This window comes from Enterobacter sp. AG326, from assembly GCF_004362415.1.
Classification (GTDB): domain Bacteria; phylum Pseudomonadota; class Gammaproteobacteria; order Enterobacterales; family Enterobacteriaceae; genus Enterobacter; species Enterobacter asburiae.
The window spans coordinates 373,305-394,382 of the sequence record NZ_SNXG01000001.1; the positions used below are offsets into that span (position 1 = coordinate 373,305).

Annotated in this window: 18 protein-coding genes; 5 read left to right on the forward strand and 13 right to left on the reverse strand. The window is 58.0% G+C overall.

All coding sequences use genetic code 11. The features are described from left to right. Window positions 1–8 precede the first annotated feature (8 nt). From DFO52_RS01760 to DFO52_RS01775, 4 genes are all read left to right on the forward strand, one after another. Window positions 9–2,675, forward strand: a complete 2,667-nt coding sequence (locus DFO52_RS01760; protein ID WP_133549038.1) for a response regulator — start codon at window positions 9–11, stop codon at window positions 2,673–2,675. Continuing rightward, a complete protein-coding gene (locus DFO52_RS01765) occupies window positions 2,672–4,843 on the forward strand; it encodes a glycoside hydrolase family 2 TIM barrel-domain containing protein (protein ID WP_133549040.1) in 2,172 nt (723 codons plus the stop codon). The genes DFO52_RS01760 and DFO52_RS01765 overlap by 4 nt, the downstream gene beginning before the upstream one ends. A gap of 93 nt (window positions 4,844–4,936) precedes the next feature. Further along, entirely contained in the window at window positions 4,937–5,224 is a 288-nt protein-coding gene (locus DFO52_RS01770) for a VF530 family protein (RefSeq protein WP_045399853.1), read from the forward strand. Between the two features lie 7 nt (window positions 5,225–5,231). Beyond that, a complete protein-coding gene (locus DFO52_RS01775) occupies window positions 5,232–6,524 on the forward strand; it encodes a glycoside hydrolase family 10 protein (RefSeq protein ID WP_133549042.1) in 1,293 nt (430 codons plus the stop codon). Between the two features lie 40 nt (window positions 6,525–6,564). Here the strand turns inward: DFO52_RS01775 and dsbG are convergent, their stop codons facing one another. The 7 genes from dsbG to DFO52_RS01810 all read right to left on the reverse strand — a co-directional run bounded on the left by dsbG (window position 6,565) and on the right by DFO52_RS01810 (window position 11,896). Continuing rightward, entirely contained in the window at window positions 6,565–7,323 is a 759-nt protein-coding gene (dsbG, locus tag DFO52_RS01780; RefSeq protein WP_133549044.1) for a thiol:disulfide interchange protein DsbG, read from the reverse strand. Between the two features lie 41 nt (window positions 7,324–7,364). Then, window positions 7,365–7,976, reverse strand: a complete 612-nt coding sequence (locus DFO52_RS01785) for a DsbA family protein (protein WP_133549046.1) — start codon at window positions 7,974–7,976, stop codon at window positions 7,365–7,367. A gap of 7 nt (window positions 7,977–7,983) precedes the next feature. Continuing rightward, on the reverse strand, window positions 7,984–10,008 hold the full coding sequence (locus DFO52_RS01790) for a protein-disulfide reductase DsbD domain-containing protein (protein ID WP_133549048.1): 2,025 nt from the start codon (window positions 10,006–10,008) through the stop codon (window positions 7,984–7,986). A gap of 47 nt (window positions 10,009–10,055) precedes the next feature. Further along, complete coding sequence (locus DFO52_RS01795; protein WP_029741318.1) at window positions 10,056–10,427, reverse strand: hypothetical protein; 372 nt, start codon at window positions 10,425–10,427, stop codon at window positions 10,056–10,058. Between the two features lie 87 nt (window positions 10,428–10,514). Then, window positions 10,515–11,075, reverse strand: coding sequence for an RNA polymerase sigma factor (locus DFO52_RS01800; protein WP_080277788.1), 561 nt, complete (start codon window positions 11,073–11,075; stop codon window positions 10,515–10,517). A 5-nt stretch (window positions 11,076–11,080) separates the two neighbouring features. Continuing rightward, complete coding sequence (locus DFO52_RS01805) at window positions 11,081–11,500, reverse strand: hypothetical protein (RefSeq protein ID WP_029741320.1); 420 nt, start codon at window positions 11,498–11,500, stop codon at window positions 11,081–11,083. 156 nt (window positions 11,501–11,656) lie between these two features. Further along, window positions 11,657–11,896 (reverse strand): hypothetical protein, encoded by a 240-nt coding sequence (locus tag DFO52_RS01810; protein ID WP_133549050.1) that lies wholly within the window; start codon window positions 11,894–11,896, stop codon window positions 11,657–11,659. Between the two features lie 69 nt (window positions 11,897–11,965). On the opposite strand from DFO52_RS01810, the gene DFO52_RS01815 reads away from it, so the two are divergent. Beyond that, window positions 11,966–12,676: a hypothetical protein gene (locus DFO52_RS01815; protein ID WP_166642341.1), complete on the forward strand. Its 711-nt coding sequence runs from the start codon at window positions 11,966–11,968 to the stop codon at window positions 12,674–12,676. A 276-nt stretch (window positions 12,677–12,952) separates the two neighbouring features. On the opposite strand, the gene DFO52_RS01820 is transcribed toward DFO52_RS01815, so the two are convergent. The 6 genes from DFO52_RS01820 to DFO52_RS01845 all read right to left on the reverse strand — a co-directional run bounded on the left by DFO52_RS01820 (window position 12,953) and on the right by DFO52_RS01845 (window position 21,062). After that, a complete protein-coding gene (locus DFO52_RS01820) occupies window positions 12,953–14,503 on the reverse strand; it encodes a methyl-accepting chemotaxis protein (protein ID WP_133549052.1) in 1,551 nt (516 codons plus the stop codon). Window positions 14,504–14,592: 89 nt separating this feature from the next. Then, window positions 14,593–15,609, reverse strand: coding sequence for a LacI family DNA-binding transcriptional regulator (locus tag DFO52_RS01825; protein WP_029741322.1), 1,017 nt, complete (start codon window positions 15,607–15,609; stop codon window positions 14,593–14,595). A 28-nt stretch (window positions 15,610–15,637) separates the two neighbouring features. Then, window positions 15,638–17,044, reverse strand: coding sequence for a sucrose-6-phosphate hydrolase (locus DFO52_RS01830; protein WP_133549054.1), 1,407 nt, complete (start codon window positions 17,042–17,044; stop codon window positions 15,638–15,640). Beyond that, window positions 17,044–18,414: a sucrose-specific PTS transporter subunit IIBC gene (locus DFO52_RS01835; RefSeq protein WP_133549056.1), complete on the reverse strand. Its 1,371-nt coding sequence runs from the start codon at window positions 18,412–18,414 to the stop codon at window positions 17,044–17,046. Before DFO52_RS01835 ends, DFO52_RS01830 begins: the two co-directional genes overlap by 1 nt. A 66-nt stretch (window positions 18,415–18,480) precedes the next feature. Then, window positions 18,481–19,998, reverse strand: coding sequence for a carbohydrate porin (locus DFO52_RS01840; RefSeq protein ID WP_133549058.1), 1,518 nt, complete (start codon window positions 19,996–19,998; stop codon window positions 18,481–18,483). 173 nt (window positions 19,999–20,171) lie between these two features. Then, on the reverse strand, window positions 20,172–21,062 hold the full coding sequence (locus DFO52_RS01845; protein ID WP_133549060.1) for an aminoimidazole riboside kinase: 891 nt from the start codon (window positions 21,060–21,062) through the stop codon (window positions 20,172–20,174). Window positions 21,063–21,078: the final 16 nt, after the last annotated feature.

Sequence of the window (21,078 nt, forward strand, 5' to 3'; positions counted from 1 at the left end):
GGATCACGATGAACGCATTCTCGTACGATCTTAACGCGCTGCCGGCCGCCGTCATGATTTATGACCGAGATGAACGCCTGCAGGCCTGGAATGACAACGTGGCCCTTTTTTATCCGGTCATCACCCCCTGGCTGCAGGTGGGTACGCCCCTTGCAGAGCTGGCGGAACGCTTTATCGATGCTGTTTACAACGTCGACCCCGGCCTGCGCCAGACGCTACGCGAGTCGGTCGTCCGCAACTGTCGGCAGGATAAACACTGTGAGGTGCGGCAAGTGGGCCAGCGGCGTATTTTCGTCCAGCATCAGCGCCTTGCGGACGGCGGTATTGTCAGCCTGCACAGCGATATTACGGAGCTGGATGAGGCGCAGCGCTCGCGCCACCAGCTGCATGACGATTTCCTGCTGACGGCGGAATCCATTCATATTGGGATCTGGGACTGGCAGGTTTCCGGCGACGCGTTACAGGTTAACGACACGCTGCTTGCCATGCTGGGTCAGTCGCGATCCCAGTGGAGATATCCGCTTCAAAAGCTGCTAGACCTTGTTCACCTTGACGATCGCCTCATACTACGTGAGGCGCTGCTTGCTTCAAAACAGGCGCATCGCCCGGTCTTTGAATGTGAGATCCGCATGCATCACCCCACCGAAGGACTGCGCTGGATGCTGCTGTCCGGGCAGGTGGTCACGCTCTCCATCGAGGGAAACGCCGAGCGCGTTATTGGCACACTGCAGGATATTACGCGGCGCAAAGAGGCTGAGATTCAGGCGATCGCCTCAGCCCTTGAAGCACAAAAAGCCAATGAGGCCAAAAGCGCATTTCTGGCGAACATGAGTCATGAAATCCGCACCCCGATGAACGGCATTATTGGCATGACCCAGCTGTGCCTGGATACCACGCTCAGCGCCGATCAGCGCGATTACCTGACGCTGGTGATGAGTTCCGCGCAGTCTTTGCTGCATATCATCAACGATATTCTCGACTTCTCCCGTATTGAAGCAGGCAAAATTGTACTGGATATTGATCCTGTCAATCTTCGTCCCTTCATTCAGACCTTAATTCGCCCGCATATGCCGGGCGCGAGCGAAAAAGGCATCGAGCTTCTGGTTGATATTGCACCCGACGTTCCCGACGTGCTGCTGGTCGATGGCGCCCGGCTGCGTCAGGTTCTGACCAATCTGCTGGGTAATGCGCTGAAATTTACGCACCAGGGAGAAGTTATCCTGATTGTTGAATCCGGGGATGACCCGAATCACTGGCGTTTTCGGGTGCGCGACAGCGGTATTGGCATCCCGGCTGATAAGCAAAAGGCCATTTTTGAAGCCTTCAGCCAGGCGGATAACTCAACCACCCGCCGCTACGGAGGAACAGGGCTCGGGCTAACCATCTCTTCGCGACTGGTTGCGGCGATGGGCGGAGAGCTAACGGTCACCAGCGAGCCGGGGAAAGGCAGCGAATTTTCGTTCGTCCTACCGCTTGCAACACAGTTTCTTGCCCCGGAGGAACGCCCGCGCAGCCAGCGCTTTAATGGGGAACCCGTGCTGGTGGTGGATGATAACGAAACCAACCTCCGGCTGCTGGCGGCCATGCTGAGCCAGATGGGGCTGAAACCCACCTGCGTCAACAACGCCAGCGAGGCCATCAACCGGGTTAAAGCGAGTGCCTGGCCGCTGATCCTGCTGGACGCGCAGATGCCGGATATGGACGGCGTGTCTCTGGCCCTTGAGCTTTCGGTGCTGCCGCAGATTTCTGAAAGCCATATCATCATGCTGAGCTCCATGAGCCGACATTTTGATATCAATATGCTGAAGCGAATTGGCATCAAAAACTATCTGCATAAGCCTATTGCGCAGGACGAGCTGCATCAGGCGATTGCCGCGGCGTTTGAACGTGCGCCGAAGCTCGCGGGGGAAACCACGCCGACGCCTATCGTCTCGCCGGGCGAAACGGGGTTACGGATCCTGCTGGCTGAAGATAACCTCGTTAATCAGAAGGTTGCCGCGCGCCTGCTGGAACGCCTCGGTCATAGCTGTCAGATCGTCGACAACGGCGTCGCGCTGCTTGAGCGCTGGCGCACGGGCGTGTGGGACGTTCTGCTGATCGATCTTCAGATGCCCGAGATGGACGGCGAGACCGCCATTCGCCTGCTTCGCGAGGAGGAACGCTCCCGGCCAGGACCGGCTCAGCCCGCCGTCGCCATGACCGCACACGCCATGCAGGGGGATAAAGAGCGCTGCCTTAACATGGGCTTCGACGGCTATATTGCCAAGCCCATCAGCCAGGAGCGTCTCGCTGAGGAGATAGCTCGCGTGCTCGAGCATCATGATGATTCCTCCGTTTTTCCTGATGAAGCGCGCCTGTTGAAACAGTGCGCTGACGACCCTGCCCTGGTTCAGGAGCTGCTGGCCCTGTTTGGCGAAGGGCTGGAGGAGGCCATGAAAAGCCTCACCCGGGCTATCGAAAGCGATAACCGTGAAGCGCTGCGCCGCATGGCCCACAAGCTGCGCGGAGAAGCCGTCACGCTGGATTTCGGGCTGCTAGCCCGTCAGCTGCAGGCGCTGGAGAGCGAGGCGCACACGCAGGACAGGCAACAGCTTGCAACGCTAAACGAGCGTCTTCAAATGGAATCGCAGCGCCTGATGGTGTGGCTCAACGCGCGAGGGGTAAACGAACCATGACCCGTAGCTGCGCGCTGCTCTTTGCGCTGTTTATTCCACCGCTGGCGGCGAACCCGGTACCGGTCAGCTGGTCACTTGCTGGCACCTGGCGGGTTCAGGACGCCAACGACGGCACGCCTCCTTCCGCGTCAGGCTGGCGCGGGCTGAAAGTTCCCGCCAACTGGTACAGCGCGGGGTACGATCATCAGGGCGCGCTGTGGTATAAGCACGCCTTTACGCTACCCCTTCAACCGCCCGACGTGATGAGCACCCTGGTATTTGACGGCGTCGATTACCTTGCCGATGTTACGCTGAACGGCCAGCCGCTGGGCAAGCACGAGGGCTATTTTCAACGCTTTTCGCTGGATGCCAGCGCTGCGTTACAACGTCACAACCAGTTAGTGGTTCGGGTGGATAGCCCTTACGAAGATCCGCACAAGGTCTGGCCGCTGCATAAAACGCTCATGAAGGGGATTCTTAATCAGCATGATACGCGTCCCGGGGGCGCCTGGTCGCCGGAAGGACAGGACGCCAACTCTGGCGGCATTTGGGCACCGGTCAGGCTGCATCTGAGCCGGGGCGCCACCCTTGATGAAATCATCCTGCGGCCTGACTGGTCGCAGGGGCTGAAAAGCCCTGCACTGAAGGCTGAGATTCGCTATCGCGCACTTGGGAAGGGACAGGCTACCGCGCGACTCACCGCCACGCCCGCCAATTTCAGCGGTAAACGCTTCCAGGCAGATTTTCCGGTTACCCTGGAAAACGGCGCCCATTCCGCTCGTGTCACGCTGCCCATGCCTGCGGCAAAACTGTGGTGGCCGGTCGGCACCGGGAAACCCCAGCTGTATACGGTTCGCGTCTCATTACGAGATGAAAAAGGGTTAATGGATACGGCGGTCACCCGCACCGGACTGCGCAAGATCGTTGAGCAGCCAGGCAACAAAGGCTGGCTCATTAACGACAGGCGCCTTTTTGTTAAGGGCAGCAATTACATCGGCTCCCCTTGGCTCGGCACCATGACGCGAGAAAAATATCGTCGCGATCTTCGTCTGGCAGAAGCCATGAACGCCAACGCCATTCGCGTGCACGGACACGTTGCCGGGCGCGCGCTGTATGACGTTGCCGATGAAATGGGCATGATGATCTGGCAGGATGTTCCGCTGCAGTGGGGCTACGACAGCAGCGACGCCTTTACCAAAAATGCGGTACGACAGACGCGGGAGATGATCGAACAGTTTGGCAACTCACCCGCCATCATCGTCTGGGGAGGCCATAACGAACCGCCCTGGAATTCGCCCTGGATGGAAAAACGCTTCCCGGACTGGAACAAAAACCTCAACCGCGAGCTCACGCAGCGGGTAGCGGATACGCTTGCCGAAGATACCTCCCGCATCGTGCATCGCTTTTCCGCCGTTGAGGAGCACTACTGGGCGGGCTGGTATTTCGGTAGCGTACGTGACCTGCTGACGCCGGCCAAAACGGGGATCATCACCGAGTTTGGCGCGCAGGCGCTGCCCCGCTTGTCCACGCTAAAAACCATCATCCCGGCTGCGCAACTCTGGCCAAAAACCACCGCCGCTGACGATCCCGGCTGGAGCGTCTGGAAATACCATAACTTCCAGCCCTTTCAGACGTTTAAATTTGCCGGTATTCCGCGCGGAAACACCATTCAGGAAATGATCCGCAATACCCAGGCGTATCAGTCTCAGCTCGTCGCCACGGCGGCCGAGAGCTATCGCCGACAGCGCTACCAGCCGGTGACGGCCCTGTTTCACTTTATGTTCGTCGAGACCTGGCCCTCCATCAACTGGGGCGTGGTGGACTATTTGCGTAAGCCTAAAGCCGGTTTTTACGCGTTAAAACGCGCATACCAGCCGGTTCTGCCTTCTATTGAACCGGTCACCCCGCAGTGGAAATCCGGCACGGCGGCGACCGTGCGTCTCTGGGCCATCAACGACACCTGGAAACGGTGCAGCGAATGCCGTCTGTCGTGGCGTATCACCCAGCGCGCTAAGGTGCTGGCAAAGGGGACGATGACGATGACGATCCCCGCAGATTCGGGAACGATGGTCAAAACGCTGACGGCCACGCCAGTGGGTCAGGATGAGGTGTCGATTACGTTTACAATTGAAAACAAGGCGGGAAAAAGGGTTGGTGAAAATCAGCGCACGGAGTCCGTCATAAAATGAGCGAGGGAAAAGGAAAATTGCCGCTTCCCCTGCTTTCTTGTACCCTTTCACCGGAAACCCTGCCCCCACGAACATTGAGACATCCGGACACCTATGACTGCACATATTTCCAAAGATCCTTTGCATGGCGTAACGCTGGAGATGATGGTCAACGCCCTGGTGGCAAAATATGGCTGGAGCGAGCTGGGCGACCGAATCAAAATTAACTGTTTCAGAAAAGATCCCAGCGTTAAATCGAGCCTGAAATTTCTGCGCCGCACCCCGTGGGCGCGCGCGGAAGTCGAAGCCCTGTATCTGGACTCCCTCAACGATGAGGTGAGCACTGAACAGGCGGAGCCCGCCTTTAATCCCTGGGCCAACAGTCGGATTATCAAGAGCTAATACGCAAATGACGCGACACGTAAAACGGATTGGTGCGCTGGCTGCCTGCGCGCTTTTACTTGTGAGCTGCTCCTCAAAACCACCCAAATCACTGGTTACCCCTCTCCCCACCGCGAGCAAACCGACGCAGCAGGCAAACGAGCCGATGCGCGGGATCTGGCTGGCGACCGTCTCGCGTCTCGACTGGCCGCCTGTGGCCTCGGTGAACGGCCGCAGCGCGGACCAGCGCATCGCGATGCAAAAGCAGGCGCTGATCGGCAAGCTCGACAACCTTAAGCACCTCGGTATTAACACGGTGTTTTTCCAGGTGAAGCCGGACAGCACGGCCCTCTGGTCATCCAAAATTTTACCGTGGTCGGATATGCTGACGGGCACCATCGGCGAATATCCCGGATACGATCCGCTGCAGTTTATGCTGGATGAAGCGCACAAGCGCGGCATGAAGGTCCATGCCTGGTTCAACCCGTACCGCGTGTCGACCAACACCAAACCGTCAACCATCGCCGCCCTGAACCGGACTTCCTATCAGACCCCGTCCAGCGTCTATGTCCAGCACCCGGAGTGGGTGCGCATCTCGGGCGACCGCTTTGTGCTCGACCCGGGCATTCCGGAAGTACGCGACTGGATAACCAAAGTGGTGACCGAAGTGGTGGCGAACTACGCGGTAGACGGCGTGCAGTTTGACGATTACTTCTATACCGAAACGCCTGGTTCAGCGCTCAATGACGCACAGACCTGGCGGCAGTACGGTCAGGGATTTGCCTCGAAGGCAGACTGGCGAAGACACAACACGCAGCAGCTGATCGTCCAGGTTTCCCGGGCGATTAAACAGACCAGGCCCGACGTTGAGTTTGGCGTCAGCCCGGCGGGCGTGTGGCGCAACCGCTCCTTTGACCCGGCTGGCTCGGACACCCGCGGCGCCGCGGCCTACGATGAATCCTACGCCGATACGCGGCAGTGGGTGCAGCAGGGCCTGCTGGACTACATCGCTCCGCAGATATACTGGCCCTTCGCCCGTGATGCCGCGCGCTACGACGTGCTGACCAAATGGTGGGCCGACGTCGTGAAGCCGACCCACACTCGCCTGTATATCGGCATTGCGTTCTACAAGGTAGGCGAGCCGTCGAGAAACGAGCCGGACTGGACGGTTCAGGGCGGCGTGCCGGAGCTGAAAAAACAGCTCGATCTCAACGATTCGCTGCCCAACGTGAACGGCACCATCCTGTTCCGGGAAGATTACCTGAACCAGCCGCAGACGCAGCAGGCGGTGAACTACCTGAAAGGACGCTGGGGAAGCTAAATGCCATCAGGCAGAAACGCCCCGTTTCTGCCTGTTTTTTTTACGGCTTCGGCCCGAACATCGCCTCAAGCTGCTGCGCATCCGGCATACCGACCACCTGCTGCAGCTCATTTTCCGCATTCAGATAGTAAATGGCCGGCGTGGCGTTAGCGCCCAGGCTGTCCATCAGCGTCTGGTGCTTCTGCAGGATCGCTACCGTTTCGCGAGAAGCCTCGCCCTCTGGCTTCGGTAATTTTTTCCCACCGGACAGCTCGTATTCGCGCCAGGCCGAAACCGGATCTTTCGCATTCAGAATCGCTGAGGCGTTACGTCCGCTGTTGGGGTTGAGAAACGCAACCAGCAGCGTATTAAGCTGAACCTTGCCCGCCTTCACCCACGGCTGCGCTTCGGCCCAGAACTGCTTGCAGTACGGACAGAACGGATCGGCAAACACAAAGACCTTACGCGGAGCGTTATCCGCCCCTTCTTTCAGAGGATGCGCCGCGTTGAGGTTCTTCCACATTTCGCGTCCCATCGGGGCGTAGATCTCTTTCTGGAAATAGCCTTCGCTGAGGTTTTTTCCTTTTTCATCATACAGATAGCCTGAAATGACGTGTTTGCCGTCCGGCGTTAAAAAGAGCGTCACGCCCATATCCTGATACTGCCCAATCCAGGCGGGCGCGCCGCCGGGCGCATCCAGCTTCTTGATGATTTTAATGTTCTGCTGCTCGCTGAAGTGCTTCACCACGTCCGGTATGGCTTCAGCCGCCTGCGCCAGCCCTGAGGTCGCCAGCGCTGAAAGTAACAGTAATTTTTTCATTTCCCTCTCCGGTTTGTCGGGGGCATTCCGCCCCCTTCAGGTTAGCGGTTTTTCAGTGCGTCACTGACCATTTCGTCAAACTGTTCAAACGGCACCCAGCCGGGCAACAGTCCCTCGCCGATGAGCGTGGCGGGCGTGCCCTGGATCCCCATTTTTTCCGCGACGATCAGGCTGCGCTTGATTGTCAACATGCTCTCGTCATCAGGCGTCGTCACGCTCACGCCCGCCCGCTTCTGCGCCTCCTGAATGCTGGCGTCATCGTGGTAACCCTTTTTGGCCATCAGGGTATGGTTCAGCTTCATAAACTGCCCGGGATCCTGACGCCAGAGCGTTAACGCATCGCGCGCGGCGGTCAGTGAACTTTCCGAGCGGAAAGGTAAAAACTTAAAGACCACCGCGACGTCCGGATGCTTTTCGACGATCTTCTCCAGATAGGGATCGAATTTTTTACAGTACGGGCAGTTGTAGTCGGTAAACACCACCAGGGTGAGCTTTGGGTTTTTCGCGCCGATGCGCGGGGAGTTCGGATCGTTAAACAGGAAATCAGCGATCATCTTCTGCGCACGCTGCTCCTGGTCCGGCGTCAGCGGCTGGGCAGCGAACGCCTGAACCGGGGCCAGCAGGAGCAGAAGCGTAATAAGCAGTTTTTTCATTATACGTTTAGCCTTTTGCGTTGTTCAGGGTGGTGACCAGGGCGCGCTTGTCCAGCAGCGGCGAGAGGATTTCCTCCTCGGGCATGCCGGGGCCATATACCGCGTTAAACGGAATAGCGTAACGGTTTCGCTTCGCCAGAAACTCCGCGATAAACGCGGACGGCTGGCTCCAGTCTCCGCGCAGGGCCACTACGTCCGGCTGACGCAGCGCGGCAATAACGTCCGGCTGATTCAGTATCCGATGCTCGTTAACTTTGCAGGTCACGCACCAGTCCGCGGAGATATCCACAAACACCCGTTTCCCCTGCGCCAGCGCCTGCTGGATGGCCTCCTCGCTGAGCGGCTGCCACGGGATGGTCTGAGCTGCATTTTGCGCCGACGCGACAGGCGACGCGTTAAGCAGCCCGCGCGCCTGATACCCACCAAACGCCGACAGTGCGATCACCACGAACCAGAACAGCGGTGAGGATTTTTGCCCCTTCAGCGCGAACAGCGCCAGCGCGACGGCGATCAGCACCAGCATCACAATCTGGCTGACCGCCTCGCCAAGATGCACGCTTAACAATGTCGCCAGCCACAGGCTGGAGGCGAGCATCATCAGGCCCAGAACGACTTTTAGCGTCTTCATCCAGCGGCCGGGTTTCGGCAGCAGCATGGCCGTTTTGGGCACCAGAGCGACAAACAGCCACGGCAGGCTCATGCCCACGCCGAGCATCAGGAAGATGAGCCACAGGGAGTGCAGCGGCGCGCCAAGGGCAAAGGCGACCGCCGTACCGAGGAATGGCGCGGAGCACGGCGTGGCCAGCAGCGTGGCGAACATCCCTTCGCAGAAGCTGCCGCCAATCCCCGCGCCACCTGCCGTTGCCAGACGTCCCGTGGCCGCAGAAGGCAGCAGCATCTCAAACGCGCCAAACAGGTTCAGCGCAAACAGGAAGGTGACGGCGACCATCAGGCCAATAAACCACGGGTTCTGGAACTGAATGCCCCATCCCAGCGACGCTCCGGCCAGCTTCAGCGCGGTCACCATCCCCGCCAGCAGCATAAAGGAGGTGAGGATCCCGGCGCTGGTGGCCAGAAACCGCAGCCTGATCGCGCGCCTGTCCGATCCCGCCTGCAGGATGCTGTTAAGCTTCATCCCCATGACCGGCAGCACGCAGGGCATCAGGTTGAGGATCAGCCCGCCCAGCAGTGCAAAGAGCACCATTTTTCCCGTCCCTTCAGGCGCAGAAGGCGTAGCTGGCGTCGCGCCAACGGTCATGGTGGTTTGCTGCGCATTGCCGCCAGTGGTCAGCACAAACGACAGCCTCTTGCCCTCCAGCGAGGCGGGCTTGTCTCCCCATTCGTCGGTCACGGGTACCGCCACCCGAAGGGTATTGCCGTCGTGTTTAATGACCGGCTCGCCGGGAAGAATGTCACCCTCCAGCGGGTCAAAGTAGATCCCCGGATTATCCCACTTCCCGTCCGTCGTGCCGGTAATCACCAGCTTGTCGCCAGCGAGCCAGGCGGAGAGATCCGCGGATACGCCTGACGTACCGGGCACGGCGCGCATCGCCTGCTCGAACTCGCTACGGAAGCCCTCGTCCACCGGCTGGGTAAAATCGAGGTGCAGCGGGTAGTCCGTCAGCAGACAGACGTTACTGCACGTGGAAAGCGTGAGCGTTCCGTCGAGCGTGTCGCCCTTCACCCCGTCGAGCGTAATCGGGATAGTGACCTTGTCGTGATAGCCCTGTGTGGTCATGCCGGAGATATCGAAGCGCGACGGGACCGGCCAGGACCAGCGATCCGTCACGCCTTCCGGCCAGCTAATTTTTGGCGCGACGCCGCCCTCGCCCGGCGATCGCCAGTAGGTCTTCCAGCCGGGCTTTAGCTCAACGGTGAGCAGGCCTTTAACGTGCGTTTGTTCCCTCTCCGCCTGAAAGCGGATGCGGGCGTGATCGTTTTGTGGGGAAACCAGCCAGCCGGTGTCTGCCGCATGGACAATGCCGATGCAGGACAGCCACAGGAAGACGAATCCCCTGAAGAGGTTAACCATGTTTTACTCCGTGAACAGTGAAAATTATCGTGTGAGGACGATGATTTTCATTCACGGAAAACGCAGTTTTTAAGGTGTATTCGGGGAGGCGGTGCCTGAACGGGCTGCTCTGCGGGAGCCAATGCCCGCCCTTGCGTAAACAGCTGCAGCAGCGCGAAGAAGATAATAATGGCCGGTAGCGCGCCGTCGAAGAACAGCGGCTGGGCGCAAAGCAGCGAGTGTGCGCCCAGCTGACAGGGCGACGGGCCGGGCTGTTCAGTGGTGCTGCTTTGAGCCGGGGCATCTGCACTCAGAGAAATCTGCGGATCCAGTCCCTGTAAAAAATGGTTGAGCATCACCGCACGCTGCACGAGGCAAAGCGCCATCGCGAGACAGGTGACGATCAAAAGCCATTTTCCGAGGAGCTGACGGTTGCGCATAACATTCCAGAGTGACAAGACGCCCCGATCATAAACGATAGTGATGAATCTACAAGTGCCGGAAGTGTAAGGTTTTGTCTGTCGCCGCTATTCGCCCGTCAGCGCGTCGTAGACGTCCCGCAGACGCGTGCGGAGAAACAGCACAGCCTTGTGCTTGCGGGATAACAGCGCCTGTTCGCTGGCGCCCGTCTCCTCTGCCAGCATTTTAATGCTGTAGCCGTGGAGTTCGGTCTTTTCAAACACCTCCCTCTGCGGCGGTGGAAGTTCAGACAGCGCCTGCCCCAGCTCTTCCCACAGCAGCGTTTTGAGGTACTCCTCTTCCGGCGTGTGCGGTACGCCGAACAGGGTTTCGGCCAGTTCGTCCTCCGGGAAACCCTCTTCGTCTTCGCCCGTAAAATAGCCGGAGAGCGAGACCTCGCGCTTTTTACGCGCCCGGTCGGTCATCTCGTTACGCGCCGCGCGGAACAGCCAGGCGGCGACGTTTTCGACCGGCTGCTCCACTTTCATCAGCTGATAGGTGACTTCCTGCAAAATGTCGTCGGCATCATCACGAACGGACGTCCGTCCGCGAATGAAGGCTGTCAGCCGGGCGCGGCAGGCATTGAGCGCCGACATCAGCATGGATCCGCCCGCCTCCCCGGCTTTCATTTCGCTCACTCTGCTTCCGGCGCTTTTGGCGTGGCGTCGTCGCGCTTATCGTCACGATGACCGTGCCAGCCGCAGTGCCCGCGACCGTGGCGACCAAAACCTTCGCGGCGCTGCTGAATAAACGCCTCGCGCTGTTCTGGCGTCATGTTCATCCAGCGCTCGTGCATCCGGCGGTGCGCGCCAAACATCCCCGGACGGAAACCTAACCCGCCAAACAGAATGCGGCTCAGCACCAGAATGCCCAGCGCCTGCCAGAAGCCAATGGCCTTCACGCCGAGAATGGCCGGGAGCAAGGCGTTCCACAGGGTCATCACCACCAGGCCGAGCACGATGAAAATCACCGCGCCGATGACTAAACCCTTACCCATACGGTGGCGACCGAATCCGCGCCCGTGACCTCTGTCGTGCATATCAAAATCTCTCATGGGGTTTACCTCGTTTACAGTAACTGATTATGGCTTGTGATGAGGTAGACGGATGAGGAAGGGAAATATTGCTGGGGTGAATAAAAATTTTTGGGCTGACGATTTGGACTCATAGCGGTAACGGCTGGCGGGCGCTATGAGTCGCTTGCAGGCAAATCATCTCGTACGAAGAATACGCTTAACCAGTGCGATAGCAATAACGGCCAGTATGATTGACAACAGTGCCAGGAAGATGAGCAAGGACAATAGTGGATTTAACAAGCCACCTAAACTGGTGAAGTCGCTGATACGGCCAAGTTGCTCGGACGTGCATACACGCAAAATGATCTCAGGAATAATAAGCAAAAATATAATGACGGTCAGGACATAAACCAGAGCACTCTTGCGCTTTCCCATTTTCGATGTTGCCCCTTTCTCAAACATGATCAATGATAATAAGATAATGATACTGCAAGGTTATATAAAATGGCACAAAACTATTTGCAACTAAAAATGCAGTCGAATAAACAGTTAGCGATTGCATTAACAAACTCGCTTCGAGATATGCATGAAGACCATATGGCTACTCTGGAGAAGGTGAAACAGGGCACACAGCGCCTGGTTAGCTACGGTGCATGCCTGATGCCAGACGAGTATTATCGTAACGCTTGCCGTGATACGTGGCGCGAAGATAAACGCTTAGTCCTTGCCTTAGGTGAAATTTACAACAGAAAAGATGTCACTTTAGACATGGTTGAAATTTATTTTAGGAAAACTCTCAATAGGCTGGGCGAACAAAAAAGTAAAGACCTGATTACTAATATCCATAACTTATTGGGTAAAGCTGCCGAGCATGCCTCTGCTAAAGCCAGCAAGTTAGCCCTCTCTTTTACCCTTGCGAATCTGATCATCAACAGCAGGGATTTTAAGCAAAATCACATCAGGCTTGTTAACTCATTCTCGACATGGTTTGTTAATGGTGCAACACTTTACTCAAAGGCTCAGGTAGCGGCATCTGCGGCTAATCGACTCAAATTTCAGGATCCTCAGTACTACCAGGCGCTTTATAAAGAAAATATTGAGATGTTATATTTCTTAATCGAACCGCAAATGTCTGAAATTATCTACCAGGTAAACTCCGGGGATAATAACGAGCAAGTTATAGGTGATGCTTTGTACGAGATACTGCGGAAATGAAGCAAGCAATCTTATGGCTTTTGAAGTCGTTTTTTTACCTGGTGCCAGCATTACTTATTGTACTTGGGATATATTTTTTTATCCGGTTTATACCGGACTATGCTGCTTTACTTAGCGTCGTTTGGGTGATTGCTATTTCTTTTATTTATGTGAAATACAATAAGTGGTATTAAAACAGTTCTAGTAGAACTACAAGCTGACCTAATGGGGAAGCGACTTAGAAATTTTCACACCCTAAGTAGATAAAAGGCTCCCCAGGGAGCCTCTTACCATAGATCAAGCCTGCACCGGCAAACTAAAACTCGAAATACTCCGCGAAAGCTGCTGCGCCTGCTCTTCCAGCGATGCCGCTGCCGCAGCGGACTGCTGCACCAGCGCGGCGTTCTGCTGGGTGACGCCATCCATCTCGGTCACCGCCTGGCCGACCTGACTAATCCCGCGGCTCTGCTCTTCGGAGGCGACGGAGATCTGCTCCATCAGCGTATTCACTTTATTCACCGACGAAATAATCGAGTCAATCACCTCGCCCGAGCGGCTCACCAGCTCCGCGCCGTTTTTCACGCTGGAGACCGACTGCGCAATCAGGCTCTCGATGTCCTTAGCCGCCACCGCGCTTTTCTGCGCCAGGGTGCGCACTTCGCTGGCCACGACCGCAAAGCCGCGGCCCTGCGTACCGGCGCGCGCCGCTTCAACCGCCGCGTTCAGCGCCAGAATGTTGGTCTGGAAGGCGATGCTGTTAATCACGCTGGTAATGTCTTCGATGCGCTTCGAGTTCGCCGCGATGGTATTCATCGTGTCGATCACTTCACGGGTCACAGCTTCACCGGTGTGGGCATTTTTCACCGCGTCCTGCACCAGTTTCCCGGCCTGATAAACGTTGTCGGTATTGTTCGCCACCGTCGCGCTCAGCTCTTCCATGCTCGCCGCCGTCTGGGTCAACGCGGAAGCCTGCTGCTCGGTACGTGACGCCAGGTCGATATTCCCGGAGGCAATCTCCTGCGCCGCGTGCGTTACGGTATGACTCGCATCGCGCACCTGGGCGATGGTCGCCAGCAGCGCCTGACGCATCTGTTCCATCGAGCTCATAAGATGATCGATTTCGTTATGCGCGCTCCCCTTAACCGGCACCGGAACGTCCAGCTTGCCTGCCGCAATCTGGCTGCAGTGCTCGCGCGCCAGGTTTACCGGCGCAAAGACAAAGCGCTTCATCAGCAGGCTGACGGCGACAATCACCACCACAAACAGGCAGGCGATAGCGGCAATAATCACCAGGCCGGAGACGAAGTGGCTGCTCGCGTCTTCGTTCAGGCTTTTGGCGTATTTCTGGTGGACGGAAAGGACCTGGTCGAGAACGATCTCGTACTGACGGTCAAGACGGGAGACTTCCGGGATCAGCGCGTTAAATTTGGCCACATCGTGCGCCTCGGCGGCATCGATCAGCGGCGCCAGTCCCTGGTTGCGGTAGTTTTGCCAGGCATCCTGATAGGCAGTCACCAGCGGCGCTTCATCCGTCAGACGCGGCGAAGCCATAAAGGCCGCAAAGGCGTGGTCCGCTTTGGTCAGCGCCTCTTTCACGGCGGCTAGCTTTGCAGCCCCGTCCGCAGAGTTGCCCGCTTCCACCATCTTCACATACTCCATCACCCGCACGCGCAGCGTACGGCTATGGTTGATAGGGTCAATAATGGACAGCACAACCTGGATCTCTTTGTTGACGTTATCCAGGGAATTATTACTTTTAATGATGAGGCCAACGCTGGTCACAGTGCTGACAACAAAGAAGAAAAGCAGTGAGAACAGGACGATCAGGGACGACTTTTTCAACGACATAAACCAATACCTCAAGGAGAATTATTCCTTATGGTTATCGGCCATTCCAAAACTTAAATTAATTAAAGTTATTGAAGTATCGAACCGGGCTATTTCGCTGGCTTATAGCGTCGCTGCAGGGTGGCATTGAGCTTGCGCTGCAACGGCTGCGGCGTCTCCCCTTCGATCAATTTGCTAATCAAATCAAAGCAGTGCCACGCCAGCTGGCGGTTATCCTGACGAATGGTATCCACCGGGATCGTCAGCGAATCGTAGAGATAATGATCGTCAAAACTGGCTAACCTGATATCACTTTGCAACAGGTTGTGTTGGCCCATATAGCGCAGCACCCCTTCCAGCAGCCCGCAGGCGGCGGCGAACAGCGCTTTCGGCGGACGCCCCAGACGGGCGCAGAGTTCAGCAAACATCTCGTACCCGGAGCTCGGGTGATAGTTGCCGTGAATGATCCACTCGGGGCGCAGCTCCACGCCGGCCTCTCGCAGACCTTGCTTAAACCCTTCCAGACGATCGCGCGTCGGAGAAAGGCGCGGCTGGCCGCCGAGAAAATAGAATTCATCAGGATGCTGGCGCGCAATGTCGGCCACCAGTTCCGCCGTCGGGGTAATCGAATCGGTGATCACCAGCGGCAGCGCGCTGTCGTTGATGTGGCGGTCAAACAGGACAACGGGCAGCTGCTCGCTCAGCTTGTGGTAGTCCGCATCGTTAAGCATGCTTGAGGCCACAATCAGCCCGTCCACCTGGCGCGCCACCATGTTGTTCACCACCACCGTCTCCTGCCCCGGGTTTTCATCGCTGCAGGAGATCAGCAGCTGAACGCCCGCCTCGCGGCACAGCGTTTCCAGCTCGTGAGAAAACACGGCAAAGCCGTAGTTGGTGATCTCCGGGACCACCAGACCAACGGTGTGGCTGCGGTTATCGCGCAGCGACCGGGCGTGAATGCTGGGCTGATAGTGGTGCTCTTTTGCAATCGCCAGCACGCGCTCGCGCGTCTCTTCCGCCACGCGAAGCTCTTTGCTGCGCCCGTTCAGGACCAGGCTGGCGGTGGCTTTTGACACACCCGCCAGCTCCGCGATGTCTTTAATGGTGACGCGTTTTGTTTTTCTCACAACGACTTAGATCCGGCTGCCAAAACCCTCATTCTATCATGCAGGCGCGCAGCGACCAGTAGCGTAATGTGATATCGAACGCACCTTCGAATCGCACCCGGGCCGGATGGTCAGGAAAATAGCGGCTGCTCATCACCCCTTCACCGTGATTGATGAAAATTTCAACGCTGGAGCGGTCGCACAGAACGCGCAAATGACTGACGTCGCCCTGCCAGTAGCGGGTCAACGTTTCACCGGTTTTCAGGCTCGCGCGTTCAATACGTATACCCTGCTCATCGACCGTGAGGCGCAGTGCGCCGCCAAAATCGACATTCACCTGCGATGCACTCAGCTCAAACTCCAGGCGCGTCGCGTCCAGGTCCGGCGCCTCGCTGGCGCGCCCCTGCCAGCGCTGCTCATCTTCACGCAGCCCCGCCAGCTCGCGCGCCGGGGTCTGCCAGAGCCTGCCGTCGCGATAGCGTAATTCACGCGGGCAGGTCATCTGGTGCATCCAGCCGTGCGCCCGGGTTGGCTGAAGCATCTCTTCCCCGTCCGGTACGCCCATCCAGCCGATCAGAATGCGTCGACCGTCTTCCGCCAGCGTCGTTTGCGGAGCGTAAAACTCAAAGCCCGCGTCCAGCTCGTGCAGATCGCCGTGATCGAATGCGGCGCTTGCATAGTCAAACGCCCCGCTCGTCCAGGTCGCCGGATAGGTGTTGAGATAGCGATGCGGCTCGCGCGCCAGCCCCTGCGGACAGCTGATCAGTATGTGCGTTCCGTCGAGCGCGAACAGGTCCGGACACTCCCACATATACCCCGCATCCGTCAGGCCGTTGACCCCGTGACCGGCGATTTCCCCGCAGGACATCCAGGCGTGCAAATCGGCTGATTTAAACAACAGCACCTTGCCGCGCTTTTGCACATCCTGCGCGCCGAGCACCATGTACCACTCCCCGTCGTGCTGCCACACCTTCGGGTCGCGCACGTGGCCGGTATAGCCTTCCGGCAGCGCCAGCACCGGCCCCAGCTTCTTAAAGGTACCGTCCGGCTGTTCCACGGCGAGGCACTGCCAGGCCGTGCGGCTGCCGTCATCAAACTTAACGTTGCCGGTGTAGCACAGGGTCAGGACGCCCTGGTTATCCACGGCGCTACCGGAGTAGCAGCCGTTGCGGTCATACTCTTCATCCGGCATCAGCGCCAGCGGCTCGTGCTGCCAGTGCACCAGGTCCGCAGAGCTCCAGTGCCCCCAGCATTTAAACCGATGCTCGCAGTCCAGCGGGTTCCACTGATAGAACAGGTGGTAGCGGCCGGCAAACCAGATAAACCCGTTGGGATCGTTCATCAGCCCCGTCACCGGCGCGGGGTGCCACTGCGGGTAGTGGCTATCCGCCAGCGCCCGCGGCTGACCTTTCATAACGGCCTGCAGGATCGCAGGCCAGCGGGAAGGTAACGTCATTATTCAGAGTCCGTTTTATATTTCAGCAGCAGTGAGACGGTAAACGCCACGCCGAAGGCAATCACCATACCGATAATATAGTTGAGCAGCGAGCTGGCCTGCACGATGGCCATGCCCGGAATAGCGGTCAACCCAACGGCGGTCATGTAGACATGGACAGAGACCACCCAGGCCCCGCCCACCGCGCCGCCGATCAGCGCGGCGATGAACGGCTTAACAAAGCGCAGGTTGATACCAAAAATAGCCGCTTCGGTGATGCCCAGCATCGCAGAAAACGCGGACGGTAAGGTAATGGCTTTGATTTTGGCATCTTTGGTTTTGAACCACACCGCCAGACAGGCGCCGCCCTGCGCCACGTTCGCCATGGCCCAGATAGGCAGCAGGAAGTTAACGCCAATCGACGGATTACCCAGCAGCCCGGCTTCAATCGCGTGGAAGCTGTGGTGAATACCGGTGATCACAATCACCGAATACAGCCCGCCGAACAGCAGACCCGCCAGCCAGCCCGCGTGGGCAATTAACGTGCTCAGGATAAAGGAGATGCCGTCGCCCAGCGCGCGCCCCGCCGGGCCGATAATCAGCAAGGCGATAAAACCGGAGATAACGACGGTGAGGAACGGCGTCAGGATCAGGTCTAACGCGTCTGGAATCACGCGTCGCAGGTTTTTCTCCACGATGCTCATAAACCAGACGGCCAGCAGCACCGGGAATACCGTGCCCTGATAGCCAATCATCGCGATCTCAAGGCCGAAGAAGTTCATGGTGTGGAAGCCGGACGCCACGCCCCAGGCGTTGGTCAGCGCCGGGTGGGTCAGAATGCCGCCCAGCGTCGCGCCGAGATACGGGTTGCCGCCAAATTCCCGCGCGGCGGTAAAGCCGATCAGAATAGGCAGAATGATAAACGCCGCGGAGCTGCACATGTCCAGCATGATGTAGATGGCGTTATCCGCATTGACCCAGCCGTAGGTTTTCACCATGCCGAGCAGGCCCATCAGCAGGCCGGATGCCACAATCGCGGGAATGATCGGGACAAAGATGTTGGAGAGCAGACGGGCAATGCGCTGGAACGGGTTCAGCTTGCGCGCCGCCAGGTCCGCGGCCTCCGATTTACTGGATTCGCTAATCCCCGCCGCCTGAATAAACGCGGCGTAAACCTTGTTGACCACGCCCGTGCCAAAAATCACCTGCATCTGTCCGGCGTTACGAAAACAGCCTTTTACGCCGTCGACCTTGCCGATCGCCTGCTGATCGGCAAGCGCGTCATCAACCAGCACCAGACGAAGACGCGTTGCGCAGTGCGCCGCGCTGGCGATATTTTCCTTGCCACCGAGCAGCGGAATAAGCTCGCGGGCGATTTGATTAAAATCCATAGATACCTCTGCCTGACTTCTTTTTATGATGTGCGAAACGCTCCCGCCAGGCGGGAGCGTGATGGGTTAAAACCAGGTTTCCATCTGGACCCCAAAGTTCCATTCCCCGCCGGCGTTGAAGCCGCTGCTGCCAAAGGCATCATCGCTGGCGTAATGATCCAGTTTGCTGCTCCAGTCCATCCAGGTGGCAAACAGACGAAGCTCCGGACGGCTGAAGAAATCGCCGATTTTGCTCGCTTTTAACGTCGGCGCAAAGGTCAGCTTGTAGAAACTGCCGTTAACGGCGTTGCGGTCCTTATAGCCTTCCGGATTTAAATCCATGTACTGATAGCTCCCCTCAAACGCCAGGGCGAAGTTCTGCGTCACTTCTTTAATCAGGCGGGTGTTGAGCGTTACCCACTCATAGCTATCGCCCTTGACGTAGCGATCTTTACTGCTCTGCGCCAGCACGGCGGGAGCAACGCTCCAGCCACCGCCGATCGGCGTGACACCGTAACTTGCGAAGCGCCAGGTATCCGCCTCAGACAGCAGTGCCCCGTCGGAACCGATGCTTTTCACTTCCGCACCCAGCCCGTGACCGTACAGAAGCGCCGTTTTGGCGGTCCCTTCCCGCAGGCCGTAGAAGCTCTCGTTGTGCAACCCGACCAGCGCATGAACGCCGGTATTGGCGGCGTCAGTTTTGATGAGATCGCCGTTGGTGTCTTTACGGTCGTCGTTATCTTTCGCCCGCAGGCCGCTCACCATCAGCTGGAACGGTCCGGCGAAGTGGTTCATGCTGAGGATATAGTTCTGAACGTTATTGTCGGTCTGCTCTACGCTGCCGAAGTTGCGGCCGTAGATGGAGAAGTTGCTGCGCAGCGAATCGTTCCATTTCACGTCATAGACACCACCGCCGGTACCGGCCAGAAACACCACGTCAGAATCCAGCCAGTGAATATCAAAGTTGTCGCGGTCGAAGCGTTTACCCGCCCAGAAGGTACTGCCCTTCAGCGCGCCGGTAAAATCAGGCAGGTTGCCCAGCTCCGCGAAGGCCTGGCGAATATTGAGATCGCTGGTATCGGCTGACCAGTCGTTATAGGTTCTCTGACCGTCGGCCAGCATCGCTTTAAAGCGCGTGGTGGCCCCGTTATCCAGAGTTTGCTTGTGCTCCAGGTTCAGTTCGACGTAGGTGTCGGCTTCGTTACCCAGACGCCCTACCGCGCCGCCGGTTTCTCCGGCCGGGGTCAGATAAGGACCGCTTTTGCTGCTGGAGGCCGCATCGTTCATCAGCAGGCCCGAACGGGCGTAGCCGTGGAACTCAAATCCGCTGCTTTGATCCGCCTTCTTCTCCAGCGCGGTGGTGCGCTGCGCCACCGCCTGGGTTGTCGTTTGCGTCTGCTGCTGTGCGGCAACCAGCTGCTGCGTTTTTTGTTCCGCATCGGTGGCGCGTTTTTCAGCCACCTGCGCACGCGTTTCCGCCGCCTGGAGGCGCTGCTCCATCGCGGCAAGACGCGCTTCGATACTTGTCATATCCGTCTGGGCAAAAACAGAGGTACTTCCGGCCAGCATGCCTATCATCACGGCAAGTCTGCGTTTTTTATACATTTTGTCGCATCCCTAAAAGAAGTCATTAAACGTGCTAAATTGCTAAACCGGTTTAGGTTGCTGATACTAAACCTCTGAATTTTGGATCGGCAATCTTTTTTGCTAAACCGTTTTAGTAAGTGTGATCGAGGCGACAATTCAGGCCGCCGGATTGCGGCCAGTGAAGGGAGGAATTACAGTTCGTGCTGCCACGGCAAGGCGGTCATCGCCCCTTTGGCCGTAGTGGCTAATGCGCCGCAGCGCTGGGCTAAGGCGATGACCGGCGTCAGGTCCTGCCCGGCGGCCAGGCCGTAGAGCAGTCCGGCGACGAAGGCATCGCCCGCGCCGGTGGTATCGACACACTCAACGGGGGTTGCCGGATAGTGCTTCGCGGCGCCGTCATGCCAGGCGATCACCCCCTCTTTTCCCTGGGTGACCAGCACCAGACGCGCCGGACAGCGCGCCATCAGCGCGTTCAGACCGACGTTAACCTCTACATTTCCGGTTAAAAACGCCAGCTCTTCCACAGAGAGTTTCACCACGTCGGCGCTCTGCAGGGCCTGCTCCAGGCAGCGGCGCAGCGCGTTCTCATCCGGCCAGAGGTCCTGGCGAATATTGGGGTCGAAGCTGACGTAGCCGCCCGCTCCACGGATGGCGGCCATCGCCTCAAACGTCGCGGAACGGCTCGGCTCTGCGCTTAACGCGATGGTACAGACGTGCAGCCACTCTCCGGCGCTGAACGTCGGCAGATCGGCGGTTTCCAGAAACAGATCGGCGCTCGGGCGCACCATAAAGGTAAACGAGCGTTCGCCGTGGTCATCCAGATCGACCACTACCGTTGAGGTTCGGTGCGCCGGGTCAAGGCGCATAGACTTCACGTCGACCTTTTCGTCAGCGAGAGTTTTCGCCATAAAGCGCCCGAATGGATCGTCGCCAACCCTGCCGATAAAGGCGCTCTGGCCGCCCAGCCGGGCAATACCGACCGCAACGTTTGCCGGTGCACCACCGGGACACTGCAGCAATCTGCCTTCTCCATCGGGCAGCAAATCCACTACCGCATCGCCAAGTACCCAGATTTTTTTCATGTGTTCCTCGTAGCTA